We start from the raw sequence: 26970 nt of genomic DNA, 5'->3' as shown, positions 1-26970 counted from the left end.
CGTGGACAAAAAAAGGGTGCGTCGTAACGCACCCCAACCCCAACAGAGAATTGCTGTGAAGCGCTCGCTTCACAATGCAAGCATTTTGCCTAGCGTTGCCACCCCCAACGTTGACACAGGTCAAACATTGTCTCGTTTGTCGGGCTCAGGTGCATCCGCACTCGGTTTTGGCTGATCCTCATCCATCAGGACACGAAAACCCGGCCCTTCGAGGTCATCGAACTGGCCGCTGCGCACCGACCACCAGAAAGCCACGGCGATCCCGAAGACAAGGAGAACCGAAACCGGGATAAGCAGATACACACTTTCCATCAATCTATCTCCACACGCTGAATACGCAGTGAGTTGAGGACGACCAGCAACGAACTGGCCGACATGCCGATGCCGGCGATCCACGGGGTTACATATCCAGTGATGGCCAAAGGCAGGGCAACGAAATTGTACGCGAAGGACCACCAGAGATTCTGACGGATCACTTGCAGCGTTTTCCGAGCCCGCCGCAAACCGTGACGCAGATGGTCCAGGTTTTCGGAGAGCAGAATGAAATCGGATTGCGTTCGGGCCAGCTGAGCGCCCCCGCCCATGGCGACCGAAACCTGAGCCAGAGCCAGAACAGGTGCGTCATTGACGCCATCGCCGAGCATGGCGACAACGGCGCCTTCCTCCTGAAGCCCGGTGACGCAATCATGCTTGCCCTGCGGAGTAACACCAGCCCGAACGTCTGTGATACCCAGCTTGCTGGCAACACGATTAGCCACTGCCGGCGCATCACCTGTCAATAGAATGACTTTTTTTCCCGCCGCCCGAAGTTCCGCGATCAAGGCCGCCGACTCGTGGCGCAACTCGTCGCCAATCCGGAACAATGCCAAGCAACCGCTTTCATCGGCGAGAACAACAACGGTATCGCCGCTTTCCAGCCAGTCGACTGCAGCCGCCGGCAGTTTGGCAGCACTCAGAGCGAGCGAGTAGTCGGGGCGACCAATGCGGCAACGGCGACCGGCGACGAGCGCCTCGATGCCCTGCCCGGGCTCGCTGATTACCGCCGACGTTTCGGGCAATTGCCCTCCAGTCGCCTGGCGCAACGCGGTTGCCACCGGGTGTTCGGAGGCGTGCTCCAGAGCGGCAGCGATGGCGAGGCACTCTTCCCGACTTGCTCCAGCCATTGGAAAGACGTCTACCAGGTGCATGTGCCCAGTCGTCAAGGTACCCGTTTTATCGAAGACAAAATGGGTTGCTCGGGCCAAGGTTTCAATAGCATGCCCACGTGTAACCAGCAAACCATCCTTGGCTAGCGCCCCCGCCGATACAGTCAGTGCAATCGGCGTCGCCAGCGACAGGGCACACGGGCAAGTAACGACAAGGACCGAAACGGTAATCCACAACGCCTTCGAGGGATCGACAAAATACCAGCCGACCGCAACGAGAATCGCCACGGCGAGCAGCGCCGCGACGAAATAGCTGGCAATACGATCAGCCAGCACGACAATTTTCGGCTTTTCTGCCGCCGCCCGTTCCATCAACTGAATGATGGCCGACAGGCGCGTTCCCTCGCCGACCTGCTCAACCTGCACAACCAGCGGACTCTCGGCATTGATCGAGCCACCGGTGACGGCCTCGCCTGGCGATTTGGGTACGGGTTTGCTTTCGCCCGTCAGCAAGGCCTCGTTCGCACAACTAATGCCTTCGATGACCCGACCATCCGCCGGCACGATATCGCCAGCCCGGACCATGACGTAATCACCAGGGCGCAGATCGGCAACCACGCACTGCTCAGTGCTACGGTCAACCGGAAATTTTGGCAATTTTTGAGCAAAGGCCGGGAGCAGCCGGGCCAAGGCCTCCGTAACGCTGACCGCCTTCTGGCGGGCTGTCATTTCGAGGTAGCGGCCACCGAGCAGGAAGAAGATGAACATCGTGACCGAATCGAAATACACCTCGCCGGCCTGCACAAAGGTGGCCCAGCAACTGGCAATGAAGGCCGCGCCGACACCAAGCGCCACCGGCACATCCATGCCGACGCGGCGCAGCTTGATGTCGCGCCACGCGTTGCGGAAGAACGGTGCCGAGGAATAGAAAATGACCGGCATGGTCAGCAACAAGCTGGCCCAGCGCATCAGGCTTTCGATGTCGGGCGCCATTTCGCCATCGGCGATATAGACCGGATAGGCATACATCATCACCTGCATCATGCCGAAGCCAGCGACCCACAGGCGCCACATCGCGTCGCGCCGTTCCTTGCGGGAGATTTCCTCATTTTTGGCCGCATCGTACGGGTAGGCGCGATAACCGATGGCAGCAATGGCGCCGAGGATATCCGAGAGCTTGATGCGGGTTTCGTCCCAGCGCACGCGGGCTCGGCGGGTCGTGTAGTTGATATTGACCGCCGTCACGCCGGGCAATCGGCCGACATGCTGCTCATTGAGCCAGATGCAGGCGGAACAGGTAATGCCCTCGAGCAGCAACGACGCTTCGCGCTCGTTTTGGCCAAGCTCCTTGACGAAGCTTTTCTGGAATTCGGCGTGATCGTACATGACCAGTTGATCGAGGATCGCCGGCATCGCTTCGCGCGGCGACTCGGGCATCGCATCACGACTGCGGTAGTAGTCCGCCAGCCCGTTATCGACAATCGACTGGGCTACGGCCTGGCAACCGAAACAGCACATGGCCCGCGGCTCGCTGTCTATTTTTACCGACAGATCGACATCGTCGGGAATCGGCAGGCCACAGTGATAGCAGGAAGCGGGGGGCATCAAATAAAAAGGCACCGAAGTGCCTTTTGGGTCAAGGACGGAGCCGAAGTATAGTTTATTTGACGCCCATCCGGATGGCGCCATCCAGCCGAATGACTTCGCCATTGAGGTAGGCATTCTCGGCGATATGCCGGACCAGCGCCGCGTACTCGGCCGGTTTGCCCATGCGTGTCGGGAACGGCACCATCTTGTTCAGGGAGTCCTGCACTTCGGGCGGCATGCCGAGCAGCATCGGCGTTTCCATGATGCCCGGGGCGATGGTCATGCAGCGGATACCGCTACGCGCCAGTTCGCGAGCAACCGGCAAGGTCAGGGCGACGATGCCGCCCTTCGAGGCCGCATAGGCGGCCTGGCCAAGCTGGCCTTCGTAGGCGGCAACCGACGCAGTATTAATGATCACGCCGCGTTCGCCACCGGCATCCGGCTCGTGCTTCATCATCGCATCGGCGGCCAGGCGGATCATGTTGAAAGAGCCGACCAGATTGATATTGATGACCTTGGCGAAGCTCTCCAGGCGATGCGGCCCCTCCTTGCCGAGCACCTTCTCGGCCGGCGCCACGCCGGCGCAGTTCACCAGGCCATGCAGCGCGCCAAATTTCGAAATTGCCGTATTTATCGCGTTGACCGCAGAAGCCTCGTTCGCCACATCAGTTTCGACAAAACAGGTGTTCGCGCCCAGGTCTGCCGCCATCTTTTCGCCAGCTTGACGATTCAGATCGACCAGCACTACCTTCGCCCCGGCTTCCGCCAAAGCACTCGCCGTCGCTGCGCCCAGACCAGAGCCCGCACCGGTGACCAGAAATACCTTGTCGTTGATTTGCATTGCCACTCTCTCCTGAATAATTATCTTTTTCCAGACGGTACCGTATGGAAAGGAAGCACATATTACTCCTCGACGTCGCGATCGAAAATGGCCTCGCCATGTTCCCCCACCGCACCGTGATGCTATGATCGATAAATATCCCGACCAATCAAGGCGCTATCCGATCATGTCCGCGCAGGCCACATCTGACAGACGCAGGCCCTCCGTACTCGTCATCGACCCGTCGGCGAGCAACAGGGCATTGATCTGCGAGTGCCTTCGCCAGTTGCCGGAGATCCGGACGATGGCTACCGGCGATGCCGACCAGGCCCTGCAGATGTTCCGCGAAAACCTGCCCGGACTGGTACTGCTCGACACCACCCAGCAAGACACCAACGGCATCGAACTGACGCGGAAAATCCGCGCCTGGGAACTGTCCAGAATTGAAACGGGGATTTCGCCCTGGACACCGATCGTCTTCCTCTCCTCGGTCACCGATGAAGACACGCTCGCCCAAGGAATCCTGGCCGGCGGCGACGATTTCCTGAGCAAGCCCGTCTCGGAAGTCGTGCTACTGGCCAAGGTGCGCGCCATGCTGCGCATTTCGACCCGGCAACAGGAAATTTGCGAAGTCCATCGCCAGCTCAAGGAAATCGCCATTCTCGACAGCCTGACCGGCATACCCAATCGACGCCATTTTGACGACACGCTGGCCGTCGAATGGAAGCGTTGCATCCGCAACGACACGCCGCTCAGCATCGTCCTCAGCGACGTCGATTTCTTCAAGCAGTTCAACGATATCTATGGCCACCAGGCTGGCGATTTCTGCCTGAAGGCAGTAGCCAGTTCGCTCAGCGAATCGCTCTTTCGCGTCGAAGACACTGTCGCCCGTTACGGCGGCGAGGAATTCGTCGCCATCCTGCCCGGCACCGATGCCAATGGCGCCTACGCCGTCGCCGAACGCATGCGCCAATCAGCCTGCGACCTGCACATCCCGCATGAACGCGGCATTGACGGCCGGGTTTCCTGCAGTTTCGGTGTCGCCAGCACGCATCCGAGCACCGAAAAAGCGCCGCAGCAACTGGTCAAAACGGCCGATGCCAACCTTTACGCCGCCAAAAGCGCCGGTCGCAATCGGGTCATACTCAATCTCGAGTAATCGCGTCGCCGGAAATGAAAAAGCCCACACGAGGTGGGCTAAATCAAGATGGTGCCGCTTGCCGGAATCGAACTGGCGACCTTTTCATTACGAATGAACTGCTCTACCAACTGAGCTAAAGCGGCAAACCAAGGTCGCGAATTCTACAGCAGCAGATCTGTGCGGGCAACAAGGAGTGTTCCGAATCGCCATCCTGCGACGCGATCACGGCAGGCATCGCCCTCCCGGGAGCCTGGATATTCATTTCAAATGCCATTTGCAGCCTTCGTAGAAGCACAGCGTAGAATCACGGCTTTTCCGGTAATGCCCATATCGAATGAATCTCCTCCGCGCACTGGCCACGGTCAGTGGCATGACCCTTCTCTCAAGAATTCTCGGCTTTGCCCGTGACTTTGTCATCGCCCGCACCTTCGGCGCCGGGTTGGCCACTGATGCTTTCTTTGTCGCCTTCAAGCTGCCCAATCTGCTGCGCCGGATGTTTGCCGAAGGCGCGTTTTCCCAGGCATTCGTGCCCATCCTTGGCGAATACAAGAACAAGGGCAGCGAGGCGGATACCCGCACGCTGGTCGACCATGTCGCCAGCCTGCTGTCGATGGCTCTATTTGCCGTAACGGCGCTGGGCATCGCACTGGCCCCCGTGCTGGTCTGGATCTCGGCCCCGGGCTTTGCAGAAGACACGGGCAAGTTCGAACTGACAGTGACGCTGACCCGCATCACCTTCCCGTACATATTTTTCATGTCGCTCGTCGCGCTGTCGGGCGGAATACTCAATAGCTGGAGCCGTTTCGCCCTGCCGGCTTTCACGCCCGTCCTGCTTAACCTCGCGTTTATCGGCATGGCCCTGTTTGCCGCACCCTATTTCGATCCGCCGGTGCTGGTGCTGGGGTGGGCGGTTTTCCTCGGCGGCCTGCTGCAACTGGCGATTCAGATTCCGGCCCTGAAGAAAATCGCCATGCTGCCGCGCCCATCGCTCAACTGGCGCGCCGCCTGGGCCGACCCCGGGGTGCGCCGGATCACGACGCTGATGGCGCCGGCCATGATCGGCGTCTCGGTGTCGCAGATCAGCCTGCTCATCAACACCATATTTGCTTCCTTCCTGCAATCCGGCAGCGTGTCCTGGCTTTATTACGCCGACCGCCTGATGGAATTTCCGTCCGGCATGCTCGGCGCCACGCTGGGGACTATCCTGCTGCCCTCGCTGTCGCGCTACCATGCCAGTAACAACCCGGTTGAGTATTCACGACTGCTCGACTGGGGCCTGCGCCTGACCCTGTTGCTCGCCGCCCCGGCCGCGCTGGCCCTGGCCATCCTGGCCGTACCGCTGATCTCGGCCCTGTTCTACCACGGTGCCTTTTCAGCCGACGACGTTTTCCGCACCCGCGAAGCGCTGGTCGCCTACACCATTGGTCTGACCGGTATGATTCTCGTCAAGGTGCTGGCACCCGGCTTTTATGCCCGCCAGAACATCCGGACTCCGGTGAAAATTGCCCTGATTTCACTGGCCGCCACACAATTCATGAATCTCGCCTTCGTCGGCTGGCTGGAACACGCCGGACTGGCCCTGTCGATTGGCCTGGCGGCCTGCCTGAACGCCCTGATGCTTTATCGCGGCCTGCGCCGTCTGGAAATCTACCAGCCGCAGGCGGGATGGCTGATTTTCAGTGGCAAGCTGCTGCTCGCTTTGATCGTCATGGGCGCTGCACTGTGGTTTGGCATGGGTCAGGAAAAAAGCTGGTTGCAAAGGAGCTTCATCGACCGGACAATCCATTTGTCTTGGCTGGTACCCCTCGGCGCCAGTACTTATTTCGCCACATTATGGATTCTTGGCTTCCGCCCGCGGGATTTCAAACGCCAGGCGGCCTAATCAGGAGAGGTTACGATGAAACTGACCAGCACCAGCTTTTCGGATGGGCAAGAGATTCCAGGCAAGTTTTCCTTTTGCACCCCTGACCCGGCCCATCACGTCTGCCTCGGCAACAATATCAATCCCCATCTGGCGTGGAGCGACGCCCCCGCAGACACCAAATCCTTCGTCGTCATCTGTCACGATCCGGATGTCCCCAGCCAAGGCGACGATGTCAATCAGGAAGGCCGAAGCGTTCCCGCCGCCCTGCCCCGTGTCGATTTTTTTCACTGGGTTCTGATCGACCTGCCAGCGACGGTCAATGCGATTGCCGAAGGCGAGTTCAGCAATAAGGTCACGCCGCGCGGCAAACCCGGGCTGCAGGCAGCCGAAGGCAGCCGGCAAGGCATCAACAATTACACCGACTGGTTCGCCAATGACCACGACATGAGCGGTGATTACTACGGCTACGACGGCCCCTGCCCGCCATGGAACGACGAGATCATCCATCACTACATCTTCACGGCGTATGCGCTGGATATTGAAAAGCTGCCGCTCGACGGCAAGTTCGGCGGGCCGGAAGTCCGTGCCGCCATGCAGGGCCACATTCTGGCCGAAGCCTGCCTGACCGGCACCTATACGCTGAACGCCAGCCTGCTAGCCTGATTTCCCGCCGCCGTTAACGCCAAAGGCCATGCATCTGCATGGCCTTTGTCTTGGTTGTCCGGTTTTCAGCCGAACACTATGGGAGCCTTACTTGACCAGCCCCTTGCAGCCCCCGACGGTGTTGCCGTTACACGGGATGGACGTCTCACGGTTGATCAGCCACTTGCCGTTCACCTTGATCATCTCCAGCGTCTTCTGCGTCGTGTCGTTGTAGCCCTTGGACTGGTAGACCTGGCGGAATTCGGCGAAGGCACGGTCGTTGCCGTCCATCCTGACTTTCATGTCTTGGATGTCGACGTTGATGCTGTCACGGGTGGCGATGCGACCCCGGCGCAGTTGCGCCCAGTCTTCGCGGGTCAGACCGCCGTCCGGGGTGAAGGTCGGGGCGTAGAAGGCGCTATAGGCGGCGTAATCTCTGGCCGACCAGGCGGCAGCCCAGGATTTGACCTGGCTCTGGATGCCGGCTTCGGGGCTGAGGGCGATGGGTGCGGCAGCAACGAGCGGGGCGCGGCTGGCGTTGAGGGCAGCGGCTTTGGCGTTGAGTGCATCGCGATCGGGCAGGCCGAGGGCGATGGGGTCGTTCGGGCAGAGTTGGCTCGGATCGACGTCGGCCAGTTCGCTGTTGTCCGGGGTAGCGGCGTCGAGGCGTTGCAGGCCGAGTTGTTCGAGCAGGGTGCCCATACCGGCGTAGGTGCGCAGGTAGGCGAGCGTCAGGTCGGTGTCGGCGTTGATGTTGGCGCGCCGGGCGGCGAGGAGTTCGTTTTCGGTATCGAGGAGGTCGAGCAGGGTGCGCTGGCCGACGTTGAACTGGTCGCGGTAGGCGTCACGGGTCTTTTCGAGCAGGGTGACCTGGCGGGCGTTGAAGGTGGTTTGTTCCTTGAGGCGCTGGACGTCGTTGTAGGCGATGAGGAGGGTCTGTCTCGTGTCGCGGCAGGCTTTTTCGCGGAGGTCGAAGGCGAGGTTTTTCTTTTCGATGGTCTGCTTTTCGCGGGCGCGGTCGGAGCCGCCGTTGAAGAGGTTCCAGCTGACGACGAGTTCGGCGACGTTGTGGTTTCGATCGCCGGTGTCGCCGAGGTAGTTGCGGGTGTTGTCAGTACGGGCGCGGAAGTCGAGCTTCGGTGAGTAGGCGGCGCGCCGGGTGTTGATTTCGTATTGGCTGGCTTCGATGTTTTCAGTAGCGGCGAGGAGCGCCGGGTTTTTGCGGTGCAGGGTGGCGAGGGCGACTGTGGCCTGGGCCGGGATGGCGTTGTTGAGCTCGGATGGCGGGACGATGGCGTCGGCGGGGTGCTGGCCGATGAGGCGCTGGTAGCGGGCGCTGACGTCGTGGAGGTTGGCGCTTTCGGTGATCAGGTTGATTTCGGCCAGGGCGAGACGGCTGCCGGCTTGTTCGAAGTCGACGCGACGGCCGACGCCGCTTTGGGTGCGCCGTTCGATCTGGTCGTAGGTGGCTTTGTGCTGGATGTAGTTGTCTTTGGCGAGGTCGACGAGGTGGCGGTAGCGCAGGACGTCGAGATAGGCGCGGCCGGCTTCGAGGGCGGTGGTTTCGGAGGCGTCGAGGAGTTCGTAGTAGCGCACCAGCCTGGCTTTGTCGAGGCGGCGGACTTCGTTACGGGTGGCGAAGCCGTCGAAGAGCATCTGGTTGAGGCTCAGGAGGACGCCGGTGCGGGTGTAGTCACGGTCGGCGGTGGTCGGCTGGCGCAGGCTTTCGCGACCGGAGCCGGCAGTGAGGTCGACGCGCGGCAGGTAGCCACCACGGGCGACGCCGATTTCTTCGTCGGCGGCGCGGTAGGCGTGCCATTTGGACGTGACTTCAGGGCTGTTGAGGACAGCGCGTTGGGCTACTTCTTTCAGGGTCGCGGGGGCTGACATTTGCGCTGACGAAACCTGCCCGATGGCAGGAAAAACAGCGGAGACAAGAAGCGCGACAAGCGTTATTTTTTTCATGTGCAGTATTTTTTATTTGAGCAAAAAGACGGCAATTCCTCACGCCAGCGCAAATTTGCACCCCCGACGCCCAGGAAAAACCGAAGAAACAGGCGTCCGCGATTATAGGGAGCGCGGCCAGGCTGAATGTAAGAAATGGTAAAGCTGGCCAGGGCTACATTTACACTTTGCCGTCTGGATGGCTCACAGGGGGCTACTTCATGTTTTTTGACGCTTGCTACGGTCAACCGGAATTTTTGCCCAAAACTGAAATCCCCGAAGCGCCACACCCCCGTGCGGATGAAGCGCTCAATTGCCTTTCAAGCCCTGCAACTTGCGATACAAGGTGCGCGGACTAACGCCGAGGCGCGCCGCCAACTCGACGGCGTCGAGTCCATTGCGGTCCCTCGCCCAGTTCAGGTAGCGTCGTTCCAGCGTATCCAGCTCGATGACCTGTTCAACGTGGAAGGCATTGTCGTTCACCAGCAAGGCGGGGGGCAGATCTTCAGCCATTTCCTCAAGATGGGGCAGGTCGATGAGATCGCCATCGGCCAGCAAGGTGGCGCGTTCGATCAGGTTGCGCAGCTCCCGGATGTTGCCGCTGTAACGTCGGCCGCTCAGCCAGGCCAGCGCTGCCGGCGTAAATTTTCGGCCCGACTCTCGATCAACACGTTCGAGCAGGGAAACCGCCAGCAAGGGAATATCGGCCGGTCGTTCGTGCAGGGCCGGCGTGTACACCGGGAAGGTGTTGATCCGGAAATACAGGTCGCGGCGGAAGGTTTCGGCCTGAACCATGGCACGAAGATCGCGATGCGTCGCCGCGACCAGCCGGAAATCCGCCGGCAACCAGTCCAGCCCGCCAACCCGCCGATAAGTCCCGGTTTCAAGCAGACGCAACAGCTTGACCTGGAGGACCAGTGGCAGCTCGCCGATTTCGTCGAGAAACAGCGTTCCGCCCGAGGCCGCTTCGACCAGGCCCTGCTTGCGGTGCGTGGCGCCGGTAAATGCCCCTTTTTCGTAGCCGAAAAGTTCGCTCTCGAACAAGGTTTCAGTCATCCCCGCGCAGTCGACCGCAACAAAGGGGCCATCCTCCCGAGCGCTGGCTTCGTGGACGGCGCGGGCAACCAGCTCCTTGCCGGTTCCCGTTTCACCAAGCAGCAGCACGGAGGCGTTCGAGTTGGCGACGCGCAATACCTTTTCCAGCATGCCGACAAATGCCGGCGAGCGGCCAACCAGCCCCTGCGCCGCCGGACGGCTGCTCGCCTGGCGAACAACGCGCATGGTCTCGACGAAATAGACGACCTGTCCGTTTTCGTCGCGAATGGGCGTGGTTTCAACGGCGACATGCTCTTCGCCACGCGGCGTATGGTGCAGGTGGAGGACGCGTTGCGGCGATCCTGATTTTTGACTCTGCTTAAGCGGGCAGGACTCGCCAGCCTGATCGCAGGGCACATCGAAATGATGCGAAACCTCGTAGCACGTCCGCCCGGTGATCAGCTGGCCACCGCCAAAATCGCGGACATAGGCGGCGTTGGCCGCAATAATCCGGTACTCGGCATTCATCACGATACGCGGCTCAGGCAAGCCGTCGAGGAAAGAAATCAGTTCACCCAAAGAATGTTCGCTCATGCCAACTCCGTCAATTACGTCACTCGCGCCTGCCAATATTGACACAATTTGCCAACGAGCACCTTAATGCGATATATAAGCAAATGATTTTTAAGCAACTTGAGCCAGAAAGCCCCCAGGCACGCATCTTGATAGTAAGAACCCCAGGAAACCGGCAATACTTGGGTCTCCGCGCTATTGCGATACATTGCAGTGGGCGGCCGCCTTGGCAGCGACGTGTCTGACTGCGACTATTCCCCTCGCCCCGCAGGCTTGCTTTGCGCAGTCGCTTGTCGTTGTCGGTAGCGCCGGTTTCCAACCTCATCATTCATCTTCACGAAAACGTCAATGAATCAGCCCCAAGAAAATACGGAAGAACTTAAAGCGGCCAAGGTTTCCTTTTACGAAAAGCACAAGATCATCTACGCCAAAGGCGTTCGTGGCTATTTCGACAATTGGCGAATTGCCCTGGTGATATTCACCCAGGTGCTGTTTTACGGCGGCCTGTGGCTGACCTGGAACGACCGGCAAGCAATTCTTCTGCATCTGGTCGAACGCAAGTTCTACATTTTCGGGGTCGTATTCTGGCCGCAGGATGTCATCTACCTGACAGCATTGCTGATCGTTTCCGCCTATGGGCTATTCCTCGTCACCGCCATCGCCGGGCGACTGTTCTGCGGCTACGCCTGCCCGCAAACGGTATACACCCAGATCTTCATGTGGATCGAGAACTGGGTCGAAGGCGACCGCAATGCGCGGATCAAGCTCGACAAGGCCCCGATGGATGCGCGCAAGTTCCGCATCAAGGCGACCAAACACCTGCTTTGGGGCATCATTGGCTTGTGGACCGGCTTTACGCTGGTCGGCTATTTCACGCCCGTCCAGGAACTCATCAACAACGTCCTGACCGGCCAGCTAGGCCCCTGGGAGACCTTCTGGATCTTCTTCTACGGCGGCTTCACGATCCTCATGGCCGGTTTCATGCGCGAACAGGTGTGCAAACACATGTGCCCGTATGCCCGCTTCCAGAGCGTGATGTTTGACCCGGACACGATGATCATCACCTATGACGAGGAACGCGGCGAGCCGCGTGGCGCGCGCAAGAAAAACGTGGCCCCGAACGCCCCCAAACTGGGCGATTGTATCGATTGCAACCAGTGCGTGATCGTCTGCCCGACCGGCATCGACATCCGCAAGGGCCTGCAATACGAGTGCATCGGCTGTGCCGCCTGCGTCGACGTCTGCGACCAGGTCATGGAGAAGGTTGGCTTGCCGAAGGGCCTGGTCCGTTACTCGACCGAAAACGCCATGGCGAAGCATCAGGGCAAGCAGGAAATCCTTGCCCACATCATCCGCCCGCGCATTCTGCTCTACACCTTCATCCTGATCGTCATCACCGGGCTGGCCATCTGGTTCCTGACCACCCGCATACCGCTCAAGGTCGACATCATTCGCGACCGTTCAACGCTGGCCCGCGAAGCCGACGACGGCCGGATCGAGAACGTCTACATGCTGCAGATCATGAATACCGAAGAACAGTCGCATCGTTACAAGGTCACGGTCGACGGCCTGCCCGGCGCCGAAATCACCGGCGACGTTGAAGTCGACGTCGCGCCGGCCTCGCTGCAATCGTTCAACACCGTGGTTGCCGTACCGCCCGACGCCGGCAAGACGGGCTCGAACCCGATTCACTTCGAGATCGTCGCGCTGGACAACCCGGACATCAAGGTTCGCGAAAAAGCGGCTTTCCTGCTGCCCAGGTAGTCCTCTGCCAGATAGCGATAAAGCGGGAGCGTGTCTCCCGCTTTTTTTCGTCCATATATTAGCGAAAAGCCCGATCGAGAAAGCTGCTCAGCAAGCCAACCTGCGCCACCAGATCCCCATAGTCGTCATGGCTACCGGGCACCAGCAGCAGTTCGACCGCGTCGCAGGTCCGGGCCGCGTAAATCTGCCGGGCCTCGGCGACCGGAACGGTATCGTCCGCCAGACCATGGACGATCAACGTCGGACAACAAATCCTGGCAATCGTGGCGCACGGCGCGATGTCGTCGAAACGATGGCCGATGACCCGCTGCACATAAGCCAGGATGTAAGCGCCGAGCGGCCAGAACGGGATGTGCATGCCGGCCAGCCAGCGCCGCATCATGGCCGCCGGATGGGCAAAGGCCGCCAGGCTGACGACGGCGCGGATGGACGGCTGGCGCGAGGCGGCGAGCAAGGCCGCGCCCGCCCCCACCGAATGGCCGATCACCCCCAGCGCCAGCGGATCGACCTCCGGCCGCCCAGCCAACCAGACCAATGCCGCCTCGATATCCTCAGCAAAGCGGGGTAGCGAGGCAAAACTGTCGTCATCGCTCTGGCCATGACAACGGGCATCGACCAGCAACAGCGAATACCCTGCCGCGTGCAGCGGTGCCGCCAGCGGCAGCATCATTCCGGCGTTACCGCCCCAGCCATGCATGACGACCAGGGCTGGCCGCCCCGCCCCGGCCGGTATGTACCAGCCGTAAAGACTTTTGTCATTGGCCGTCGGTACCTTCACCTCAAGCCATGGCAAGCCCTCCGGGCGCTCCGTTTCGACGATACGCGGCGCCGCCAGGCCACGCCGAATAAAAAAATTCAGCGCGCCGACACAGCCGGCCAGCAACGGAATGCCCCATAGCCAGGTCATCCCGGGCTCAGGGGTGAGGCTGAAAAATGGCGCCGCTAGCCACGCCACGTACCGTCCGGTACAGCGTGATGCCCCAGAAGAAGCCAAGCAGCAGCCAGGCGGCGACGCCGATGGCGAAGGTGCTGCTCCAGCCGAGAAGCTGGGTCAGGCGCAGGCTTTCGGCGACGAAAGCGCCGAGCGGAAAGGTGAAGCCCCACCATGACAAGGCGAATGGCAGTTGCCCCGCCCGCCGTGCCGACAGAGTCAGCAGAGTGGCCATGACCAACCACCAGACACCGAAGCCCCAGACCAGCAGCATGAGTACCGTGGCCGCTTCACGGGCGGCCGGATAGGGTAGCTGCTCGACGACGTTCATCAGGCTGAGCGGGATGACACCGATCGGGGCGAGATGAATCCATACCGTCGGCGTCAGGATGCCCAGCGCCGGTTTGTGCAGGTATTTGCGCTGCAGCGTCAGGCCGAGCAAGCCAAGATACATCATGCTGCCCGCCCCCAGACCGATGGCATTGATGGTCAGCGCCCACTCGCGCAACGCGCCATCCATGTGTGCAAGCAGCGGCACGCCGGCCAGCGGCATGACAACAAGGCCGACAGCGGGGATGAACTGGGCCGGCGTGACGTGCTCGGCCGCCACATGCTCGCCGCGAAAAATAATGGAGAGCACGGCAAAGCTGAAGATGAAATGGACGATGACGCCGAGCCACCACAGGACCATGGCCACGGCGCTGCCTGAGGTAAAGGTCAGCCATTGCGCGGCGAGGACGAGCAGGGCAATCGAGAAGGTGGGGTAGAAATTGGCCTGCACCGGATGCTGCATCGTCTGCATGGCAGCCGCCGGGAAGCGCAACCAGCGGGTCAGCCAGGGCACAGCCAGGAGCAGAAAAAGTGCGCTGTTGAACCAGTGCAGCACTTCGGCCGGCAAGCCCAGCCACGGCCAGCGCAAGGCCAGGCTGTGCGTCGTCATGGCGAAGACGCCGGTACCCATCACGGCGGCAAACCAGCCGGGCGCGAAGCTGCGGGAAATATCTGCAAAACGGGGATAACTCATGGTGTCTCTTTCTGGCATTTCAAATTTGGCGATTTTTTCCGGTTGACCGTAGCAAACGGCCACAGGCCGGCCGAAAACGCGCGCTTCGGCGATATACTGGCTTAAAACAAGATAAACCGAAACGGAGACCGGGCCTGCCCTCCACAGGCCGAAGCGCATGGACACCCTCTTCCTGCTCGCTGTCGCCACTGTCGTCATCGTCCTGGTGTTCGACTACACCAACGGTTTTCACGATGCCGCCAACATTGTCGCCACCGTTATCGCCTCGCGCGCCATGACTCCGGCGCAAGCCGTGCTGATCGTCGGCGTATTCGAATTCCTCGGCCCGCTGCTCGGCGGCACGGCGGTGGCCAACACCATCGGCAAGTTCGTTGCCCTCGACGGCGTCGCGCCGGTGCTTTCGCTATCGATCCTGCTCTGCGGGTTGCTCGGCGCCATCGCCTGGAACCTCGGCACCTGGTATTTCGGCATCCCGTCATCGTCGTCGCACGCCCTGGTCGGCGGGCTGATCGGCGCCGTTGTCGTCGCCGTCGGCCCCGACCATGTCGCCTGGGGCTTTGCCGAACTGGGCGAGGGACATCTGACCGGCATCGTCAAGGTACTCGCCGCGCTGGTTCTCTCGCCACTTATTGGTTTCTGGGTCGGCTTTCTCGTCCACCGCCTGCTCAGCGCCCTGCTCGTCGCCGCCAACCCGGCTGCCAATTCGCGGCTGCGCGGCCTGCAATACGTCACCGCCGCCGGCCTGGCCTTCTCGCACGGCGCCAACGACGCCCAAAAAAGCATGGGCATCCTGACCCTCGTCCTGCTCCTCGGCGGCTTCATCCCGACTTTCGAAGTGCCGTTCTGGGTCATGCTCGCCTGTGCCTCGGCCATCACGCTCGGCATCATGTCGGGCGGCTGGCGCATTGTCCGCACCCTCGGCTTCGCCATCTACCGCGTTCGCCCCATCCACGCCCTCGGCTCGCAACTGACCTCGGCCGGCGTCATCATGGCCGCCTCGATCGCCGGCGCCCCAGTGTCCACCACCCACGTCGTCGCCACCTCGATCATGGGCATCGGCGCCTCCGAGCGACCGCGCGCCGTGCGCTGGGCCAAGGCCAAGGACATCGCGATGACCTGGCTGATCACCATTCCCGGCGCCGCCATCGTCGCCATTCAGGCCTATGCGCTGATCAATCTTTTTATCGGAGGCACGCCATGAGCGAAGAAAGCAATCAGTCAGTCTTCCGCCGCCTGTTCGAGCGCGTTTTCCCCAAAATGCCGGATTTCTTCACGCTGCTCACCGAGCAGTGCCAGCATGTCGGGATAACCGCCGGCCGGCTAGTCGAATTCATGGAAACCGGCGACCAGAGCGTCGGTCAGCTCATTCGCCAGGACGAGCACGAAGCCGACCGCGTCAAGATCCGCAACCTGCACACGCTCAACGAAGCATTCTCGACGCCGATCGACCGCGAAGATCTCTACCGCGCCATCATCGACCTCGACGAAATCGTCAATTACTGCAAGACCACCGTCAGCGAAATGGAAGTCCTTTGCCTGGCACCCGACAAGCATTGCCTGGAAATGGCCATGCACATCAAACTCGGCGCCGATGCCCTGTCCCAGGGCTACGCCCGGCTGGCCAAGGAACCGGCGGCCGCGGCAGCCGATGCCGACGCCGCGCGCAAGGCCGAACGCCGGGTCGAAAAGAACTACCGCCGGGCCATCGCCGAACTGTTCGTCGGCGACGACTACATCCACATGTTCAAGCGCCGCGAAATCTACCGCCACCTGTCCAACGCCGCCGACCGCATGGCCAATTGCGCCAACACCCTGCACGACATCGTCGTCAAAATGTGCTGAGCCCGTGCTGAAACCCGTGGCCCGCGGCCTGCTCAAACTCTTCGGCTGGACCGTGAGCGAACCACCGGCGCGCCCGGCCCGCGCCGTGCTGGTCGGCTACCCGCACACCTCGAACTGGGATGGCGTCATCGCCCTGTTCACCAAGCTGGCGCTCGGCCTCGACGCCCGCTGGGTGGCCAAGGACGCCCTGTTTCGCGGGCCGCTGGACTGGATATTTCGCCGACTCGGCGGCATCCCGATCCAGCGCGACGTGCGCAACGGCTTCGTCGCCGAAATGGCTACCCAATTCGCCGCCAACCCGAACTTCCTGCTGGTCATCGCCCCGGAAGGCACACGCAGCCTGACCAATGGCTGGAAAAGCGGCTTCTACCGCATCGCGCTAGCCGCCAAAGTGCCCGTGGCACTTTCTTTCGTCGATTACTCACGGCGTGAAGCCGGCATCCTCACCTACCTGACAATGACCGGCGATCCAGCCGCCGACATCGCTGCCATCGCCGCGCACTACGCAGGCCGACAAGGCAAACACCCTGAACTCGCCGCTCCGGTCCGCTGGCTCGACTAAGCCCTACTGCAATCGGTAACAGTCATACCCACACAAGCGGGAATCCGGTCCAGCCATGGACTCCCGCCTGCGCGGGAGTGACGATTTGAACGACGCCTATTCGGCGACGAGTACCACTTCTTCGCCGGCGAAACTGACCACCTGACCGGGTTTCATTTTTGCCCGTTTTCTCGTGTCGACCGCGGCATCGACCTTGACGCGCCCTTCGGCGATGGCTGCATGGGCTGCGCCGCCCGACTCGCACAAGCCGGTGGCCTTGAGCAGTTGGTCCAGTTGAATGTATTCGCCGCGAATGGCAAAGGTGATGCTCATGGGTATTCCTGTCGGTAACGGGGACAAGTGAGCGGATGGCCTCGCTTGTCGAAGGCGCTCATTGTATATCCATCGCCATTTTGCTTCCTGTTGGGAAGGGATACGCCTCATCGCGGTGCGCCGCGTCATAAACAGCACCATCAAGACGCCCCAACGTCATAAAACCCCATTTTTAATGGCAGGTACGATATTTGCTGAAGTCACCATATATTCCATATTCGTCAGCCATTACCGTGCATTTTCGTCCCAAACGCCACAATCAATACGGCGTCACCCCTTCGCGACTGAATCACTCCCGAGTTCTCGACACCCTGGTCAAGAACCTGGAGGGCATGGCCTACCGTTGTCTCCACGATGCTGGCTGGACGATGGTTTTCGTCAGCGACGGGTGCCGCGAACTATGTGGCTACGCCTCTTCCGAAATCCTCGGCAAGACCGGGATTTCATGGGAAGAGATCACCCACCCGGAAGACCGCGGGCTGGTCCGCGATTGTATCGAAGGCGCCATCCGTAGCGGCCAGCGTTTTGCCGTCCAGTACCGGATCGCCGACAAGTCCGGGCAAGTCAAATGGGTCGTCGAGCGCGGCATCGCGATCCGGGACGAGTTGGGCGAAAGCGTGATCGAAGGCTTCATCGAGGACATCACGGCGCGACGATTGACGCTCGAAGCACTGGAGGCGGCCGAGTTGCGCTACCGCCAAATTTTTGAACATGCCTCCGAAGGCATCTTCCAGTCCACGCGCGACGGCCGCTACCTGGCCGCCAACCCGGCGCTGGCGAAACTTTATGGTTACGACAATGCCCAGGCGCTGATCGCCGACCTGGCTGACATCGAACGCCGGCTCTACGTCCAGCCCAATCGCCGGGAAGAGTTTCTCGCGCTGATCGAAAAAGATGGCGCAGTCCTCAATTTCGAGTCGGAGGTTTACCGCCGCGACGGTTCGCGCCTCTGGATTTCCGAAAACGCCCACGTCGTATATGGCCCCAAGGGCGAGTTCGTTTGCTACGAAGGCACGGTGCAAGACATTTCGGAACGCAAGCAGAGCGAGGCGCATCTCCAGCTCATGGCCATGGTCTTCTCGAACAGCAACGAAGCCATCATCGTGACCGACGCCAGCAACCGGATCATCGCCACCAACCCGGCCTTCACCACGCTGACCGGCTACCTGCCGGAAGAAGTGATCGGCAAAAATCCGCGCGTGCTGTCGGCCGGCACCACGCCGACTGACGTTTTCTCCGACATGTGGACCTGTCTGCATCGGGATGGCGCCTGGCAGGGCGAGTTGTGGGACCGGCGAAAAACCGGTGAGGCCTACCCGAAATGGCTGTCGATCTCGCTGGTCCGCGATGAAGAAGGACGAATTCGCAACCACATCGGCAGCTTTATCGACATTTCGGAACTCAAGGCGACGCAGGAGCGTATCCGTCATCTCGCCCACCACGATACGCTGACCAACCTGCCCAACCGCTTCAGCCTGCACGAAAAACTCGACCAGGCCGTCGCCTTCTGCAAACGCAACCAGATGCAGTTGGCCCTGATGCTGATAGATCTTGATCGCTTCAAGAGCATCAACGATACCCTCGGCCACCAGGCCGGCGATGAATTGCTGATCCAGGTTGCCCAGCGCCTCTCGGCGGCCGTCCGCGAGAGCGACATCGTGGCCCGTCTGGGCGGCGATGAATTCGTTGTCGCCCTGCCCGGCATCGGCTCGCCGGCCGACGCGGCCCACCTGGCCGACAAAATCACCCGCGAGATTTCCGCCCCCTACCTGATCAACGGCCAGGAGCTACGAACCTCGCCGAGCATCGGCATCTGCGTCTATCCCGGAGACGGCACGGAAATCGGCGACCTCCTGAAAAATGCAGATGTCGCGATGTACCACGCCAAGGCCAAGGGACGCGGCAATTACCAGTTTTTCACCGAGGACATGAACATTGCGACGACCGAACGCATGAGCATCGAATCGGACTTGCGTCTGGCCATCACCCGCGGCGAGTTCCTGCTCTACTACCAGCCCCAGCTCGATCTGCGCAGCGGCACCATCGTCGGCGTCGAGGCGCTGATCCGCTGGCAGCACCCGACCCGCGGCCTGGTCTCGCCGGCCGACTTCATCCCGATCGCCGAAGAGAGCGGGATGATCACGGCCATCGGCGACTGGGTACTCGAAGAAGCCTGCCGCCAGCTCAAGGCGTGGCAGACAAGAGGCATTACCCATATCCGCATGTCGATCAACCTGAGTACCGGACAGTTTCTCGACAAGACGTTGCCCGCCCGCATCCACGAACTGCTGGCCAGCAATGGCCTGAGCGCCGACCGGCTCGACCTGGAGGTCACCGAATCGATGTCGATGGCCTCGCCGGACGAATCGATCAGCGTCATGAAAACCCTGAGCAGCAGCGGTCTGACGCTGTCGATTGATGATTTCGGCACGGGCTATTCGTCGCTGGCCTATCTCAAGCTGTTGCCGATCCACACGCTGAAGATCGACCGCTCCTTCGTCAAGGACATCGAGTCCGACCCCAACGATGCCGACATCTGCGACGTCACCGTGCTGCTCGCCCACAAGCTCGGCCTGGAAGTTGTCGCCGAGGGCGTCGAGACCGAGGCGCAACTGAAATTCCTGCTCAGCATCGGCTGCGAAAAAATCCAGGGCTACCTGATCAGCAAACCGTTACCGGCCGATCAAGCGGAGCTGTTCCTCCGCAACAATGCGCCGATGAACGAGCTGGGGACCGTCGACCTGTGGCCATCCTCCAAACAATCCACCCCGATCGAAGAGAACTGCCATGCGTAACAACCTGCCTGTCACCAACGTTGAAACACGATTGCCGGAAGGCCAGTTCATCTACTCCCGTACCGATCTCAAGGGCATCATCACCGAAGCCAACGAGGCCTTTGCGCAGATCAGCGCCTATCGGCGCGAGGAGATGCTGGGCGAGAGCCACAACATGGTACGTCACCCGGAGATGCCGGCCGAAGCCTTTGCCGACATGTGGAACGACCTCCGCTCAGGCCGTCCCTGGCGCGGCGTGGTCAAGAACCGGCGCAAGGATGGTGGCTACTACTGGGTAGTCGCCAATGCCTCGCCGATCAGGGAAGACGGGCAGATTGTCGGCTATCAGTCGGTCAGGACCACCCCCAGCCGCGAGGAAATCAAGGCGGCGGAGGGCGCCTACCAGCGCATCCGCCAGGGCGACACGTCAATCGCCGTCAAGCACGGCCGGGTTGTCGCGGCCCGAAAATCCCTGCTGACCCGCTTTGCCGGCCTCGGTTTCCAGTTACCGCTGATGGGCGTTCTCGGCTGCCTGCTCAGCCTTGTCGCTTTGCTCGGCAGCCTCAATCCGGGTCCGGCGCTAACCCCGCTGCTCCAGACGATAAGTGGCATCGGCATCGTGCTCAGTCTCAATTTCCTGCTCGCCTTCTCCCCACGCCTGAAAACCGATCTCGGCGAAACTTTCACGGCGCTCGAGAAAATGCTGGCCAGCGGCGACCTGCGCCAGCGCATTGAGCATAGACGGCACGACCTGGTCGGCGACATGGTCGGCAACATCGACCGCGTCATTTCCTCCTTCCAGTCCACCGTGCAGGGCATGGCCGACACGGCTTCGCAAGTGCATCGGGTTGCCTCGGAGGTCAAGGAAGGCGTTGGCAATGTTCGCGAATCGGCGCGTGTGCAGAGCGATGCCACAGCCACCGCAGCCGCCGGCATCGAACAGATTACCGTCTCGATCGGCGAAGTAGCGGCTCATGCCGGCTCGACACGGGAAGCTGCCGCCCAGGCTTCGGCTCTGTCCGAGGAAGGCGCCCGACTCTCGGCCCAGGCGTGCAGCACCATCCTGTCGCTGGCCGATACGGTCAAGGGATCGGCCGTTCAAGTCGAGCGCCTCGGTCAGCAATCGGAAGAAATATCCCGCATCACCAGCGTCATCAAAGGCATTGCCGACCAGACCAACCTGCTGGCGCTCAATGCCGCCATCGAGGCCGCCCGCGCCGGCGATGCCGGCCGCGGCTTTTCCGTGGTTGCCGACGAGGTCCGCAAACTGGCTGAAAGCACCGCCAAGGCAACCGGCGAAATTGCCGCAATGACCCAGTCGGTGCAGCACGAAACCGGCAAGGCGGTGGACTCCATGCGCCACGGCGCACAGCAGGTCGAGCGCGGCGTCCAGCTCGTCCAGGAGGCGCAAAACGCCTTGCAGGAGATTAATACCCAGATGAGCCTGACGGTCGGCATGGTCAACGACATTTCCCACTCATCCGTCGAGCAGGAGCAAGGCATGACGGTGATGGCACAAAGCGTCGAACGGGTGGCCGCAATGACCGAGCAGAACATGGCGGTGGTCAGCCAGACGACGAATACGACAGACTATCTGACCGAACTGGTCGAGCGGATGACCAAATCGGTGAATCAGTACCGGATCTAGCCGATCAGGATCAGATGCACCCGGCACGGCCCGTGGGCGCCGAGCACGATGGTTTGTTCGATGTCGCCGGTGCGCGAAGGCCCGGAGATGAAATTGACGGCGCGTGGCAGGCTGCCACGTTCGGTCCGGAGAAGCGCGAAGGCGTCTTCCATGGTCGCCACGATACGCGAAACGTCGACCAGCGCGATGTGGGTTTCCGGCAGCAGGCTGACCGTGGCCGGTGTTTGCGGGCCGGAGAGCAGCACCAGCGTGCCGGTTTCGGCGATGGCGCAGAAGCAGCCGGAAATGCCTGTTTTATCGGCGTCGACCGCAGCACGTACCGCGACATTCAATCCGCTGCCCGCCCAGTCCAGACTGCCGACATCGGCCGTTGCCACCGCCTCGCCGGCCAGCCCCTTCGCTGCAAGATAGGCCGCCACCGCTGCCGGCACCTCGGCCAGCGAGGCAACGCCCGCGACGGTGCTCGCCAGGTATTCGGCCTTGGCGCGGAAGCGAGCGACGAGATCGGCGTTCATCACCGGCTGCGGCCCGCGCTCTGCTGATATCAACGAAGCAATGGCAGCCGCCCGCCGTTTGGCAAAATCATCCTTGCCGACACCGCGCCGGACGCGCCCAAGAATCTCGTCTTTAGCGCTCATGCCACGCGGTTCTTCGGCGCCCCGGCAACGAAGGCTTCGATGTTGTCGATCAACTGATCGGCCAGCGTCTGCATGGCCGGCCGGCTCGACCACGCGACATGCGGCGTCAGCAAAAAATTGGGCAGGGCAAGCAGGGCCGGATCGACCATCGGGTGATTGGCCGGTGGCGGCTCGGCAGTAATCGCGTCGAATCCAGCCCCAGCAATCCAGCCTTCCTTGAGGGCGCTGATCAGCGCCAGTTCATCGACGATACCGCCGCGCGCCGTGTTGATGAGCAAGGCCGAACGCTTCATCGCGCGCAGCTCGGCTTCGCCGATCAGGTTGAGGGTGTCAGCCGTCAGCGGGCAATGCAGGCTGATCGCATCCGACTCAGCCAGTACCTCGGCGAATGCCGTGTAGCCAGGGCGAACGACCGTCGCCCCCTTGCGCTCGGCGCGCCGGACGCGCATGCCGAAGGCTTCGGCCAGCCGCGCCACGCCGTTGCCCAGCGTGCCGCTGCCGATCAGGCCAAGCGTCGCGCCGTGCAGGTCGCGGATCGGATGATCGAACAGACAGAATTGTTCGGAACGCTGCCAGCCGCCGGCCAGCAGGGTTTCGCGCCAGGCGACGAGGTTACGCGAGAGAGCCAGGAGCAGGGCCATGACGTGCTCGGGCACGGTGTGCACCGCATAGCCGCGGATATTGGAAACAATAATGCCACGCGCCCGGCAGGCCTCGAGATCAACGTTGTTGGTGCCGGTCGCCGAGACGGCGATCATTTTGAGATCGGGCAGCGCGGCGACGGCAGCGGCATCGATCGCCACCTTGTTGGTGATGGCTATCGTCGCCCCGGCCAGACGCTCGATGACCTGGGCCGGTGCCGTTTTGGCATGCTCGACCCAGTCGTGGGCGAAAGCCGGCCGCCGAACCTCGGCAATCAGCGATTCGCCTTCGAGCTGGACGATACGCAGCATCAGGTGGCTTTCATCTCGAAAGGCGTACCGGCCGTTTCGGCAATCGCACCAACTTGAACGCCGAGGGCCGCGTGGCCGGCATAGACAAGCCGATCAATGCCGGCGGCGCACAAGCCTTCGATCGCCGCCGTATCGCCCTGCAACAAATTAAGCACGCCGGCTGGCCAATCGGCTCGCCCGGAGAGTTCGCACAGGGCGTAGGCCGCCGACGGCGCCTTCGGGCTCGGCTTGACAACCACCGTTGCGCCGGCCATGAGCGCCGGCGCAACGATTTCGGCCAGGCCAGCCAAGGGCCGCGAGGCATCGAGGACCAAGCCGAAAATCCCGGTTTCGCCGACCGAAGCGCCATGCAAGGCGGCGACCGCCTCGCCGACTTCAGCGATGGCCCGTGCTTCGTCGAAACCGCAGTCCTGCATCAGCAGTTTGGCGAAGTGCCCGGTATAGCTGTCGAGCGCATCGCCCAGCGCCACCAGGCAAAGGCGCCGCGCCGGCATGCCCATCATCGCCCACGCCGGCTGCGCCGCCTGCGCCGCAGCGACGGCCTCGGCCGCCTCGCTCGCCCCACACAGCGGCACGCGACGAATCGCCTCGCCGGTGGCCGGATTGGTCACGTCAAAAAAGGCGTCGGTCACAGTCAAAAAGGCATGACCGTTGATCCACAGGGGGATGGCTTTCGGGCCTTCGGCGGCAAATTCCATGTTCAGGGCTTCTTTCTTGCTGAGTAAAGTTCGTGAAATGTCCGGCCGGAGGATACCGGCAGATCGCGTCCTGCGGTCCACTCCGGGGCCAGGCCAAAAATGCGGATGCGGCCGCTGCCGTCGGCCAGCCAGTTGAGGTAGCGCGCCGCGCGCCGGGCGAACCAGCGGTAGAGCGCCGGCCGACCGGCCACCCAGGCCCAGGCCTTGAGCGCCAGCCGCTCGGACCACGGGCGCAGGCCGCGCTCGTTCTGTTCCTCGCGCAGGCGATGCATGAGGGCAGGCAGCGGAATGTCGACCGGGCAGACGGCGCCGCACTGGTTGCAGCCGGTGGAGGCGTGCGGCAGGTCGAGGGCGTTCTCGATGCCTGTGTACAGCGGCGTCAGCACCGAACCCATGGGGCCGGGATAGACCCAGCCGTAGGCGTGGCCACCGAGCGAAAAATAGACCGGGCAGTGATTCATGCAGGCGCCGCAGCGAATGCAGCGCAGCATGTCCTGGTAGTCGGAGCCGAGCAGGTTGGCCCGGCCGTTGTCGACGAGGATGAAGACGGTTTTTTCCGGACCGTCGTGGTCGCCTTCGCGCTTGGTACCGGTCAGCAGCGAGACATAATTGGAGATCGACTGGCCGGTGGCCGAACGTGGCAGCAGGCGCATGAGCGTCGCAAAGTCTTCCAGCGTCGGGACAACTTTCTCGATGCCGGTGATCACCACATGGACTTTCGGCAGCGTCGTCACCATGCGGCCGTTGCCTTCGTTGGTGACGAGCGCCGCGCTGCCGGTTTCGGCAATCAGGAAATTGGCACCGGAAATGCCAATCTCAGCGCTCAGGAAATGCTGGCGCAGCACGGCGCGGGCCTCTTGCGCCATGGCCGGGATATCGGCCGAGGTCCGCGTTTCGAGCGGCCGACCATGCTCCGTGGCAAACAGCGCCTCAATCTCGCCGATTGTCTTGTGCACGGCCGGCGCAATGATATGCGACGGTGTCTCGCCGGCCAGTTGGACGATGTATTCGCCGAGGTCGGTCTCGACCGGGCGGATGCCGGCAGCGGCCAACGCCTCGTTGAGATGCGCCTCCTCGGAGAGCATCGATTTCGACTTGACCGCCTTGCTCACGCCATGGCGACGGGCGATGTCGACGACCAACCGGCTGACCTCGGCACCATCGCGCGCCCACAGCACCTCGGCGCCGGTCGCCGTGGCCCGCTCCTCGAAAATATCGAGCCAGACATCGAGATCGGCGAGATTTCGATTTCGGATGTTTTTTCCGGTTGACCGTAGCATTTCGAAATCGAGGCCATCCTCGGCCAGCGAAGCGATGCCCTTGGCGCGCTTACCGACAAATAGCGGCTTGGCCTTCTGCAAAGCGCGTTGCAGCACGGCATTCCGGACTTTTTCCCCGGCCCTGGCGTGAAAATGCATGGCTTGCGAACGACCGGCTGCCAACATCAGCCTTCGCCCCCGCCGGCCAGTACTTCGGCAATGTGCAAAACGCGCGTCGTCTCGTTGCCGCGCCGGCGCATACGGCCTTCGATATTGATCAGGCAGCCGAGGTCGCCGCCGACCACGGCATCGGCCCCGGCGGCCGCTATCGCATCGCATTTGCGGTCGACAATCTGGGTCGACACCTCGCCAAATTTGACCGAAAACGCGCCACCAAAGCCGCAGCACTCCTCGCAATCGGGCATTTCCTTGAGGCTCAGGCCGCGTACCTTGAGCAGCAGTTCACGCGGCTGATGCTTGATGCCCAGGCCGCGCAGGCCCTTGCAGGCGTCGTGGTAGGTGACGCTGCCGGCGAAGTCGGGCGCGGCGAAATCGCTCTTCATGACGTCGGCCAGAAAGCTCGTCAGCTCATGCGTCCGCTCGGCCAGCACCCGCGCTCTCCCGGCCCAGTGCGGATCGTCAGCAAACAACTGCGGATAGACATTCCGTATCTGGTCGGCGCACGATCCGGACGGAATCACCACGGCATCGTAAGCCTCCAGCTCGGCCATCGCCTTCTTCGCCAGAGCGACGGCAAGCGGCCGATTTCCGGCACTCCAGGCTGGTTGACCGCAGCACGTCTGGCCCTCCGGCACAACAACCTCGGCGCCAGTCGCTTCGAGCAAGCGCAAGGCGGCAAAGCCGACTGAAGGACGCATCAGATCGACCAGACAGGTGACGTAGAGGGCTAAGCGCATGCTAATATTGCGGCGCACAAGAAAACGAAGTGGCTAATGCTACTCAAAGCACACCAATAAAGGAATCCAGTTGTCCGAAGCTGCCAGCGGGCCGGCCAAAACGCCAGGCACCATCCAGGTCATCGAGCGCATGATGTCGCTGCTCGACGCTCTCGCCACGTCCCCCGACTCGGCAAGCCTCAAGCATCTGGCCCAGGCCACCGAACTCCATCCGTCGACTGCGCACCGCATCCTGGCCGCCATGAGCGCCGCTCGCTTCGTCGAACGCGATGACTCCGGCAGCTATCGCCTCGGCATCCGCCTGCTGGAACTCGGCGGCATCGTCAAATCCCGCATCAACATGCGGGAAGTCGCCCTGCCTTTCATGCAGGAATTGCACGAGAAAATTGGCGAGGCGATCAATCTCGGCGCCCGTCACGAAGACGAAATCGTCTATCTCGAACGCACCTCCTCGGGTCGCGCCCTGGTCCGTGTTGTCTATCTGGTCGGCGGCCGCGCCCCACTGCATCTGACTTCGCTCGGCAAGCTCTTCCTCGCAGCCGAAAGCTCGCAAAAAGTGCGCGACTACGCCAAGCGGACCGGGCTGCCGGGCAAGACACCGCATTCGCTGACCACCCTTGTCGCGCTCGAAAAGGAACTCGACAAGGTGCGTCGCCACGGCGTCGCCTACGACGATGAAGAAGCCGAACTTGGCCTCAAGTGCGTCGCCGCCCCCATCCATGACGATGAAGGCAACGTCGTAGCGGCTCTTTCGGTTTCTGCTCCAGCCGACCGGCACGATCCCGACTGGGCTCGTCTGGTCAAGCAGACAGCCGACGCCGTCTCGCAAACCCTCGGCTACACCGGCCCAAAAAAATAAAGGCCGCACACGGCGGCCTTTGGTGCACAGTCAGGCTA

23 protein-coding genes and 1 tRNA gene are annotated in these 26970 nt (G+C 61.8%); 10 read left to right on the top strand and 14 right to left on the bottom strand.

The genetic code is table 11. The features are described 5' to 3' along the window. Positions 1-120 precede the first annotated feature (120 nt). Genes ccoS through KI613_RS04085 form a run of 3 tightly spaced genes read right to left on the bottom strand, consistent with a single transcriptional unit; the run spans position 121 to position 3573 of the window. The gene (gene ccoS / locus KI613_RS04095; RefSeq protein ID WP_226403941.1) at positions 121-312 is read right to left on the bottom strand and encodes a cbb3-type cytochrome oxidase assembly protein CcoS; all 192 of its coding nucleotides are present in this window, start codon (positions 310-312) and stop codon (positions 121-123) included. Then, entirely contained in the window at positions 312-2750 is a 2439-nt protein-coding gene (locus tag KI613_RS04090) for a heavy metal translocating P-type ATPase (RefSeq protein WP_226403940.1), read from the bottom strand. Before KI613_RS04090 ends, ccoS begins: the two co-directional genes overlap by 1 nt. Positions 2751-2805: 55 nt before the next feature. Next, positions 2806-3573: a 3-hydroxyacyl-CoA dehydrogenase gene (locus KI613_RS04085; protein ID WP_226403939.1), complete on the bottom strand. Its 768-nt coding sequence runs from the start codon at positions 3571-3573 to the stop codon at positions 2806-2808. Between the two features lie 124 nt (positions 3574-3697). Between KI613_RS04085 and KI613_RS04080 the strand changes: the two genes are divergently transcribed. Then, positions 3698-4711, top strand: a complete 1014-nt coding sequence (locus KI613_RS04080; protein WP_319004087.1) for a GGDEF domain-containing protein — start codon at positions 3698-3700, stop codon at positions 4709-4711. Between the two features lie 49 nt (positions 4712-4760). Here the strand turns inward: KI613_RS04080 and KI613_RS04075 are convergent. Further along, positions 4761-4836: transfer RNA gene (locus KI613_RS04075), tRNA-Thr, on the bottom strand. Positions 4837-5027: 191 nt separating this feature from the next. On the opposite strand from KI613_RS04075, the gene murJ reads away from it, so the two are divergent. After that, complete coding sequence (gene murJ / locus KI613_RS04070; RefSeq protein ID WP_226403937.1) at positions 5028-6575, top strand: murein biosynthesis integral membrane protein MurJ; 1548 nt, start codon at positions 5028-5030, stop codon at positions 6573-6575. A 15-nt stretch (positions 6576-6590) separates the two neighbouring features. Continuing rightward, positions 6591-7220 (top strand): YbhB/YbcL family Raf kinase inhibitor-like protein, encoded by a 630-nt coding sequence (locus KI613_RS04065; protein WP_226403936.1) that lies wholly within the window; start codon positions 6591-6593, stop codon positions 7218-7220. Between the two features lie 87 nt (positions 7221-7307). Here the strand turns inward: KI613_RS04065 and KI613_RS04060 are convergent, their stop codons facing one another. Then, positions 7308-9089 (bottom strand): TolC family outer membrane protein, encoded by a 1782-nt coding sequence (locus tag KI613_RS04060; RefSeq protein ID WP_226403935.1) that lies wholly within the window; start codon positions 9087-9089, stop codon positions 7308-7310. Positions 9090-9452: 363 nt separating this feature from the next. Continuing rightward, positions 9453-10772 carry a sigma-54 interaction domain-containing protein gene (locus tag KI613_RS04055; protein WP_226403934.1) on the bottom strand — a complete coding sequence of 440 codons (1320 nt, stop codon included), beginning with the start codon at positions 10770-10772 and terminating at the stop codon, positions 9453-9455. 327 nt (positions 10773-11099) lie between these two features. Between KI613_RS04055 and ccoG the strand changes: the two genes are divergently transcribed. Next, positions 11100-12515, top strand: coding sequence for a cytochrome c oxidase accessory protein CcoG (ccoG, locus tag KI613_RS04050; protein WP_226403933.1), 1416 nt, complete (start codon positions 11100-11102; stop codon positions 12513-12515). Between the two features lie 58 nt (positions 12516-12573). On the opposite strand, the gene KI613_RS04045 is transcribed toward ccoG, so the two are convergent. Further along, entirely contained in the window at positions 12574-13422 is an 849-nt protein-coding gene (locus tag KI613_RS04045; protein ID WP_226403932.1) for an alpha/beta hydrolase, read from the bottom strand. A gap of 7 nt (positions 13423-13429) precedes the next feature. Beyond that, positions 13430-14470, bottom strand: a complete 1041-nt coding sequence (locus KI613_RS04040; RefSeq protein WP_226403931.1) for a TDT family transporter — start codon at positions 14468-14470, stop codon at positions 13430-13432. Positions 14471-14627: 157 nt separating this feature from the next. Here KI613_RS04040 and KI613_RS04035 point away from each other — a divergent pair, with 157 nt between their 5' ends. The 3 genes from KI613_RS04035 to KI613_RS04025 are packed head-to-tail and all read left to right on the top strand — an operon-like array spanning position 14628 to position 16874. Continuing rightward, a complete protein-coding gene (locus KI613_RS04035) occupies positions 14628-15671 on the top strand; it encodes an inorganic phosphate transporter (protein WP_226403930.1) in 1044 nt (347 codons plus the stop codon). After that, a complete protein-coding gene (locus tag KI613_RS04030) occupies positions 15668-16312 on the top strand; it encodes a DUF47 domain-containing protein (protein ID WP_226403929.1) in 645 nt (214 codons plus the stop codon). The genes KI613_RS04035 and KI613_RS04030 overlap by 4 nt, the downstream gene beginning before the upstream one ends. Positions 16313-16316: 4 nt before the next feature. Then, positions 16317-16874: a 1-acyl-sn-glycerol-3-phosphate acyltransferase gene (locus KI613_RS04025; RefSeq protein ID WP_226403928.1), complete on the top strand. Its 558-nt coding sequence runs from the start codon at positions 16317-16319 to the stop codon at positions 16872-16874. A 96-nt stretch (positions 16875-16970) separates the two neighbouring features. On the opposite strand, the gene KI613_RS04020 is transcribed toward KI613_RS04025, so the two are convergent. Further along, complete coding sequence (locus KI613_RS04020) at positions 16971-17186, bottom strand: RNA-binding S4 domain-containing protein (protein ID WP_226403927.1); 216 nt, start codon at positions 17184-17186, stop codon at positions 16971-16973. A 233-nt stretch (positions 17187-17419) separates the two neighbouring features. Between KI613_RS04020 and KI613_RS04015 the strand changes: the two genes are divergently transcribed. After that, positions 17420-19981 (top strand): sensor domain-containing protein, encoded by a 2562-nt coding sequence (locus tag KI613_RS04015; RefSeq protein ID WP_226403926.1) that lies wholly within the window; start codon positions 17420-17422, stop codon positions 19979-19981. Next, complete coding sequence (locus KI613_RS04010) at positions 19974-21608, top strand: methyl-accepting chemotaxis protein (RefSeq protein WP_226403925.1); 1635 nt, start codon at positions 19974-19976, stop codon at positions 21606-21608. The genes KI613_RS04015 and KI613_RS04010 overlap by 8 nt, the downstream gene beginning before the upstream one ends. Here the strand turns inward: KI613_RS04010 and KI613_RS04005 are convergent. The 5 genes from KI613_RS04005 to KI613_RS03985 are packed head-to-tail and all read right to left on the bottom strand — an operon-like array spanning position 21605 to position 26073. Beyond that, positions 21605-22246 (bottom strand): LutC/YkgG family protein, encoded by a 642-nt coding sequence (locus KI613_RS04005; RefSeq protein ID WP_226403924.1) that lies wholly within the window; start codon positions 22244-22246, stop codon positions 21605-21607. The genes KI613_RS04010 and KI613_RS04005 overlap by 4 nt on opposite strands. Continuing rightward, entirely contained in the window at positions 22243-23199 is a 957-nt protein-coding gene (locus KI613_RS04000; RefSeq protein ID WP_226403923.1) for a D-2-hydroxyacid dehydrogenase, read from the bottom strand. Before KI613_RS04000 ends, KI613_RS04005 begins: the two co-directional genes overlap by 4 nt. Continuing rightward, the gene (locus tag KI613_RS03995; RefSeq protein WP_226403922.1) at positions 23199-23897 is read right to left on the bottom strand and encodes an aldehyde dehydrogenase family protein; all 699 of its coding nucleotides are present in this window, start codon (positions 23895-23897) and stop codon (positions 23199-23201) included. Before KI613_RS03995 ends, KI613_RS04000 begins: the two co-directional genes overlap by 1 nt. A gap of 2 nt (positions 23898-23899) precedes the next feature. Continuing rightward, the gene (locus tag KI613_RS03990; protein ID WP_226403921.1) at positions 23900-25342 is read right to left on the bottom strand and encodes a lactate utilization protein B; all 1443 of its coding nucleotides are present in this window, start codon (positions 25340-25342) and stop codon (positions 23900-23902) included. After that, positions 25342-26073, bottom strand: a complete 732-nt coding sequence (locus tag KI613_RS03985; RefSeq protein WP_226403920.1) for a (Fe-S)-binding protein — start codon at positions 26071-26073, stop codon at positions 25342-25344. The genes KI613_RS03990 and KI613_RS03985 overlap by 1 nt, the downstream gene beginning before the upstream one ends. 64 nt (positions 26074-26137) lie before the next feature. On the opposite strand from KI613_RS03985, the gene KI613_RS03980 reads away from it, so the two are divergent. Then, positions 26138-26932, top strand: coding sequence for an IclR family transcriptional regulator (locus tag KI613_RS03980; protein WP_404827003.1), 795 nt, complete (start codon positions 26138-26140; stop codon positions 26930-26932). Positions 26933-26970 lie beyond the last annotated feature (38 nt).

Source organism: Ferribacterium limneticum (assembly GCF_020510585.1).
Lineage (GTDB): Bacteria > Pseudomonadota > Gammaproteobacteria > Burkholderiales > Rhodocyclaceae > Azonexus.
Note: the sequence above shows the minus strand (reverse complement) of the source record. Positions and strands in the feature narration are given on the sequence as shown.

Coding starts and splice junctions, on each gene's coding strand:
- ccoS (WP_226403941.1), bottom strand. CDS start 312: ATGGAAAGTGTGTATCTGCTTATCCCGGTTTCGGTTCTCCTTGTCTTC.
- KI613_RS04090 (WP_226403940.1), bottom strand. CDS start 2,750: ATGCCCCCCGCTTCCTGCTATCACTGTGGCCTGCCGATTCCCGACGAT.
- KI613_RS04085 (WP_226403939.1), bottom strand. CDS start 3,573: ATGCAAATCAACGACAAGGTATTTCTGGTCACCGGTGCGGGCTCTGGT.
- KI613_RS04080 (WP_319004087.1), top strand. CDS start 3,698: ATGATCGATAAATATCCCGACCAATCAAGGCGCTATCCGATCATGTCC.
- murJ (WP_226403937.1), top strand. CDS start 5,028: ATGAATCTCCTCCGCGCACTGGCCACGGTCAGTGGCATGACCCTTCTC.
- KI613_RS04065 (WP_226403936.1), top strand. CDS start 6,591: ATGAAACTGACCAGCACCAGCTTTTCGGATGGGCAAGAGATTCCAGGC.
- KI613_RS04060 (WP_226403935.1), bottom strand. CDS start 9,089: ATGTCAGCCCCCGCGACCCTGAAAGAAGTAGCCCAACGCGCTGTCCTC.
- KI613_RS04055 (WP_226403934.1), bottom strand. CDS start 10,772: ATGAGCGAACATTCTTTGGGTGAACTGATTTCTTTCCTCGACGGCTTG.
- ccoG (WP_226403933.1), top strand. CDS start 11,100: ATGAATCAGCCCCAAGAAAATACGGAAGAACTTAAAGCGGCCAAGGTT.
- KI613_RS04045 (WP_226403932.1), bottom strand. CDS start 13,422: ATGACCTGGCTATGGGGCATTCCGTTGCTGGCCGGCTGTGTCGGCGCG.
- KI613_RS04040 (WP_226403931.1), bottom strand. CDS start 14,470: ATGAGTTATCCCCGTTTTGCAGATATTTCCCGCAGCTTCGCGCCCGGC.
- KI613_RS04035 (WP_226403930.1), top strand. CDS start 14,628: ATGGACACCCTCTTCCTGCTCGCTGTCGCCACTGTCGTCATCGTCCTG.
- KI613_RS04030 (WP_226403929.1), top strand. CDS start 15,668: ATGAGCGAAGAAAGCAATCAGTCAGTCTTCCGCCGCCTGTTCGAGCGC.
- KI613_RS04020 (WP_226403927.1), bottom strand. CDS start 17,186: ATGAGCATCACCTTTGCCATTCGCGGCGAATACATTCAACTGGACCAA.
- KI613_RS04010 (WP_226403925.1), top strand. CDS start 19,974: ATGCGTAACAACCTGCCTGTCACCAACGTTGAAACACGATTGCCGGAA.
- KI613_RS04005 (WP_226403924.1), bottom strand. CDS start 22,246: ATGAGCGCTAAAGACGAGATTCTTGGGCGCGTCCGGCGCGGTGTCGGC.
- KI613_RS04000 (WP_226403923.1), bottom strand. CDS start 23,199: ATGCTGCGTATCGTCCAGCTCGAAGGCGAATCGCTGATTGCCGAGGTT.
- KI613_RS03995 (WP_226403922.1), bottom strand. CDS start 23,897: ATGGAATTTGCCGCCGAAGGCCCGAAAGCCATCCCCCTGTGGATCAAC.
- KI613_RS03990 (WP_226403921.1), bottom strand. CDS start 25,342: ATGTTGGCAGCCGGTCGTTCGCAAGCCATGCATTTTCACGCCAGGGCC.
- KI613_RS03985 (WP_226403920.1), bottom strand. CDS start 26,073: ATGCGCTTAGCCCTCTACGTCACCTGTCTGGTCGATCTGATGCGTCCT.